The sequence below is a fragment of the Duganella levis genome, from assembly GCF_009857605.1.
GTDB lineage: Bacteria > Pseudomonadota > Gammaproteobacteria > Burkholderiales > Burkholderiaceae_D > Rugamonas > Rugamonas levis.
In genome coordinates this window covers 1-3,856 of the sequence record NZ_WWCT01000068.1, presented here as the reverse complement: position 1 = coordinate 3,856, position 3,856 = coordinate 1, and the positions used below count along the sequence as shown (strand labels likewise).

Genomic DNA, 3,856 nt, shown 5'->3' with positions numbered 1-3,856 from the left:
CGCACGAAGTCCGGGCCGGCGGCGCAGCCGGTGGCCAGAACTGCGATCAGCAGGCGCACCGCCACCGCCAGCACCGTCGCGGCCGGGGCGCTGGCGAATGACGCGGCCAGCGCGGCGCTATGCGTGGCTATGTGGGTGCTCAGGTTTTTCATCATGGTTGCTCTCCTTCTGGCGCGGGCGCAGGCATAGAAGCGGTGCGGCGCGCTACGCGCTCTTCGATCAGGTAATACAGCGCTGGCAGCAGCACCAGCGTTAGCACGGTTGCGGTGACCAGGCCGCCGACCACCACGGTGGCCAGCGGGCGCTGGACGTCGCTGCCCAGGCCGTGCGCCAGCGCAGCCGGCACCAGGCCCAGCGCGGCGACGGTGGCGGTGGTCAGCACCGGTCGCACCCGTTCGCGGGCGCCGGTGATGACGGCATTGCGCAAGTCATCCGGCATCAGGTCGCGCCAGCGGTTCAGGTTGGCCAGCATGACCACCGCGTTCAGCACCGACACGCCAAACAGCGCGATGAAACCTACTGCTGACGAAACGTTCAACGTCATGCCACGCATCTGCAAGGCCACCAGCCCGCCCAGCAGCGACAGCGGCACCGCAAGCAGAATCAACCCCGGTTGGCGCAAATTGCCGAATTCCGAGAACAGCATCACAAACATCAGCGCCAGCACGGCTGGTACGATCACCGCCAGACGCGCCTGTGCGCGCTGCTGGTTCTCGAACTGCCCGCCCCAGGTGATCTGGTAGCGCGCGTGGTCGTACGGGATCTCCTTCTGGATGCGGCTTTGCGCCTCAGCCAGGAACGACGATAAATCCCGTCCGCGCAAGTTGGTGCGCACGGTCAGGTGGCGCCGGTTCATCTCGCGCGTGATGGTGGTTTCGCCTTCGGCCAGATGGATATGCGCCACCTGCGCCAGCGCCACATGGGCGCCGTTGGCGGCGTTCAGCACCAGGTCGCCGATGGCTTGCGGATCGTTGCGGGTCGGGCCGCTGAAGCGGGCGGCGACGTCGTAGCTGCGGTCATCCACATACACTTGCGCCACCGGGCTGCCGCCGATGCCGGTCTGGATCAGCGCCATGACGTCGGCCACGTTGATGCCGAGGCGGGCGGCAGCGGCGCGGTCGACGTCGATGCGCACCTGCGGCAGCGGCGGTTCCTGGTCGATGATGACGTCGGCCGCGCCGGGCACGCTGCGCAGCAGGTGCTCGACCGCGCTGGCCAGCTTACGGGTGGCGTGGAAATCGTCGCCATACACTTTGACCACCAGATCGCTGTGGGCGCCGGCCAGTTTGTCCAGCACGCCGTCGATCATCGGCTGCGAGAAGCCGACGTCGGTGCGCGGCAGTTGCTTGTAGCGCGCCGACAGCTTGTCGATCAGGTCTTGCTTGCTCATGCCGGACGGCCACTTGTCGTACGGTTGCAGCGTCACCGCGCATTCGATGTGCGATGGCGTGAACGGGTCGGTCCCTTCGTCGTTGCGGCCCAGCTGCGTGACCACGTGCGCCACTTGCGGTTCCAGCAAGGTGGCGGCGCGCAGCGCGTCGGCCATCTGCGTCGCCTTGGTCAGTGAGATGCCGGGCGGCAGCGTGACTTGCAGCCAGATCGAACCTTCGTCCAGCGACGGCAGGAAGTCGCGGCCAATGGCGCCGCCCACCACGATCACCGCCGCCAGCGTTGCGCCGGCCACCGCCAGCACCAGTTTCGACTTGCCGACCAGCCGGTGCAGCAACGCTTCGTAGCGCGGCATCAGCCAGCCCAGCACCGGATTGTGGAAGATCTTGCGCGGCTTGCGGAAGGCCCAGAAAGCCAGTCCGGGAATCAGCATGATGGTCATCAGCAGCGCGCCGAGCAGCGCGAAGCCGACCGCAAACGCCATCGGCGAGAACAGCTTGTACTCAATGCGCTGGAAGACGAACAGCGGCAGGTAGGCGACCATGATCACCAGCATGCCGAAGCAGGTCGGCTTCATCACTTGCAGCGTGGCTTTCATGGCGTCTTTGGCCGACAGCAGGCCATCCGGCTGCCGTTCGCGCTGGAGCAGGATGGCTTCCAGCACGAAGATGGCGCCATCGACGATGATGCCGAAGTCGATCGCACCGAGTGACAGCAGATTGGCCGGAATCTTAAAGTGGTGCATCAGGATGAATGCCACCATCAGCGACACCGGAATCGCCGACGCCGCAATCAGCGCCGCGCGCGGGCTGCCGAGGAACAGCACCATCACCAGCGTGACCAATACCACGCCTTCGATCAGCGTCTTGCCGACCGTGTGCACGGTGGCGTCGACCAGCGTGCTGCGGTCCATGTAGGGCACGACTTTGACGTCTTTCGGCAGCAGGTGGTCGTTCAGGTCTTGCACCGCTTCGTGCACGCCGGCGATGACGCGCGACGGATTTTCATTCTTCAGCAGCAGCACGATGCCGGAGACGGTATCGGAGATTTTGTCCTTGCCCAGCACACCGTGGCGTTCCTGGTTGCCGAGCGTGACGTTGCCGAGGTCTTTGACCAGCACCGGCACGCCGTTCTTCTGCGTCACCACCACGTTGCCCAGATCATCCAGGCTGTGGATCAGGCCGACGCCGCGCACCACCAGCCCCTGCTGGCCGCGCGTGAGGATGCTGCCGCCTGCGTTGGCGTTGTTGGCGGCAATCGCCTGCGTAATCTGCGCCAGCGACAGGTTGTACTTGGACAGCTTGGCGGGATCGAACTCCAGCAGGAATTGCGTGGTCAGGCCGCCGAAATTGCCGACATCGACCACGCCGGTAGCCTGCTTCAGGCGCGGAATGACTACCCAGCGTTGCAGCTCGGACAGCGCGCGCAGGTCATGGCTTTTCGATTCCAGCGTGTAGCGGTAGATTTCGCCGATGGGCGAGGTGAGGGCGTCGAGCGACGGCTGCGCGCCATACGGCAGCGTGACACCGGCAATGCGCTCCTGCAGCCGCTGGCGCGACCAGTAGTCTTCGGCACCATCCTCGAACACCACGGTGATCAGCGACAGGCCGAAGGTGGACTTGGACCGCATCACGTGCATGCCAGGCGTGCCCATGATTTCGCGTTCCAGCGGAATGGTGATTTGCTGTTCGACTTCTTCGGCGGCCAGGCCATTGACTTGCGTGACCACTTGCGAGGTGACGTCGGCGATATCGGGGTAGGCTTCCAGCGGCAGCTGCGTCCAGCAGTAGCCGCCGTACAGCGCTACCAGCAGGAAAATCAACGTGACGATGCCGCGCCGGTTGAAGCACAGGTTAACCAGACGTTCAATCATTGAGCAGCACTCCATCCTTGGTGACGATACGCTCGCCGGATTTGAGGCCGGCCAGCACTTCGACTTGTTCGCCGATCTGCGTGCCGAGTTTCAGCTCGCGCGCTTCGAACTGCCAGGGCTTGACTTCGACGAAGGCGCGGCTGGCGAAGCCGCTCTGGATCACAGCCGTCATCGGCACCAGCAGGCCGTTGTGCGGACGCGCCAGCAGCGTGGCTTCGGCGAACATGCCGGGTTTCAGGTGGCCGTCGCGGTTGTCGAACGGCAGGCGGACTTTGATGGTGCGGGTGTCGGCGTCCAGCATCTCGCCGATGTAGCGCACCTGGCCGGCCACCGGCTGCGGCCAGGCGTCCAGCTTGATGCTGGCTTGCTGGCCGACGTACAGCTGCGGCAGGTCTTTTTCCTGCGCGTTGGCGCTGATGAAGACTTTGGACAGGTCGGCTACGGTCATCAGCGGCGCGGTGGCGTCGTTCCAGAAGGCGCCGGCGGCAGCCGACAGCTCGACCACGCGGCCGGCAATCGGCGAGTGGACGACGATGCGGCCGCCAGCACCAGCGTGCGCACCCAGCTGGGCCAGGCGCGCGGCGGCGCGGGCGG

Annotated in this window: 2 protein-coding genes; both read right to left on the bottom strand. The window is 65.5% G+C overall.

The genetic code is table 11. The features are described from left to right. Positions 1-151: 151 nt before the first annotated feature. Positions 152-3,262 carry an efflux RND transporter permease subunit gene (locus GTP69_RS30655; RefSeq protein WP_161058405.1) on the bottom strand — a complete coding sequence of 1,037 codons (3,111 nt, stop codon included), beginning with the start codon at positions 3,260-3,262 and terminating at the stop codon, positions 152-154. Then, the coding region (locus GTP69_RS30650; protein WP_161058404.1) for an efflux RND transporter periplasmic adaptor subunit at positions 3,255-3,856 on the bottom strand (602 nt) is incomplete at its 5' end. The genes GTP69_RS30655 and GTP69_RS30650, both read right to left, overlap by 8 nt.

Bases quoted from the DNA above. Each gene is read 5' to 3' on its own strand.
- GTP69_RS30655 (WP_161058405.1), bottom strand. From the start codon at position 3,262: ATGATTGAACGTCTGGTTAACCTGTGCTTCAACCGGCGCGGCATCGTC.